Origin of the sequence: Okeania sp. SIO2B9 (genome assembly GCF_010672505.1) — a bacterium.
GTDB lineage: Bacteria > Cyanobacteriota > Cyanobacteriia > Cyanobacteriales > Microcoleaceae > Okeania > Okeania hirsuta.
On record NZ_JAAHGK010001554.1, the window covers coordinates 1 to 1,531 of the forward strand.

Sequence of the window (1,531 nt, forward strand, 5' to 3'; positions counted from 1 at the left end):
GATGGGCTCGATATGACAAATGTTCCGGACCATGACTTCTCCAGGGGAACCACCTGCCCCCTCTTTGCACTTGGCTTTACTAGAACCTGCCTTTTTCCATACCCCATAGTAGACTTGGCCAGCAGCAATGGCTTCACAGAAAGTGTTCACTTGCAAACTAGCCTTGGCTGAAGGCTTTTCTAGAAGTTCTTCATCTTCAGAGTCAGAAAAGTCAATATCATCGAGCAAATCATCAACTTGATCATCCGACAATGCGTCATCTGTAGCAGGCTTGGCGGTGGGAGCCGCTGTCCTAGCAGGGGGACAACGAATCGTCTAAGGTAGACATAGCAAGCTCCATAGCCCGTTTACCTTTTCTGTAAAACTTCACCCAACGACGGTTAATTTGTAAAAGTTCCTCGATAATTTTTTCGCACATTGGGCTTGGCATCAACCAAGTATAGTGATGTTGACCAATGTAAAAGGCGCTATGGCGTCGCCCTTTATTCGACTTTGTTTCCGGTCTTGCGATATATTCTTGAATTCCCTTTTTCTTGATCGCTCGTCCCTGAAGCATCGCGCTGGTATATGCAATCGCAACAACGATCAGTAACGTTGATAGATACTCTGGGGCTAATCTTGAGCCTTCTAAATTATAGCCACCTGACTTGAAATCTCGAAACATTTCCTCAATCGAAAATCGTTTCTGATACGCTGTAATCGCACCATGTAAATCATCGAAGTTTGTTAGGATGTACCACGGCTCTTTAGTCTTAAATCCAGCATAACTTCGTTTCCATTTACAGGCGACATTAAAGCTTCCAAATCCCTTTTTCTTTGTCACCTGGCGGTCATTCAAAAAGACCTTCATTCCAGGCTGTATGCCATATTCTCTGAGTTCCTTGTAGACCTCATTTCCCTCGTGTATTTTGGTGTCGCATTTTTGGCGTAAGCAAAAGTATACCTTCTGTTCACCTATCCAATGCCCCAGCTTGGGTGAACAAAACTCTCGGTCTCCTAAAACCACTACCAGATAGTCTTTTACAATCTCTAAACTCTTTCTTAATACCTCCTTTTGTTCCTCTAAATTACTACTTCCTTTTTTATCTAACGTAATCCAATACAACGGCCATGCTCGATGGTCATAAATAACACTCACCATCAAGATGTTCACTAGACCCCAACTGGTGCGATCAATCGCTAAGTAGATGCGATCACCTGGATTAAACATCTTCTCCAGTAATGTTTTTGCACAGGGGACCCAAATCTTATCAATGGTGAAATTAGGTAGCCGTAAAAATCGCCTTATTTTTTTTCGACGACTTTCAAATTTAATCGGTATCGGTAGTGATTCTGCTAAGACCTCTAGCTTGGCTTGTTTGAGCAGTTGCAAGCTGGCCACTAGCAACAAAAGGAACAAATAAGCAGTAAAACGGAGTTCATTCTTGAGGAATGTCTGGTATTCTTTAACTATCATTTTAGAGGGATAGGCCAAAAATAGTAAATTTGACCTATCCCTCTAAAATGATAGTTAAAGAATACCAGACATTCC

General features: G+C 42.2%; 2 protein-coding genes. Both read right to left on the reverse strand.

Annotated features, from left to right (window positions below; all coding sequences use genetic code 11):
* The coding region (locus tag F6K13_RS32555) for a hypothetical protein (protein ID WP_287289833.1) at positions 1–252 on the reverse strand (252 nt) is incomplete at its 3' end.
* Positions 253–292: 40 nt separating this feature from the next.
* Positions 293–1,456, reverse strand: coding sequence for an IS4 family transposase (locus F6K13_RS32560; RefSeq protein WP_287289835.1), 1,164 nt, complete (start codon positions 1,454–1,456; stop codon positions 293–295).
* Positions 1,457–1,531 lie beyond the last annotated feature (75 nt).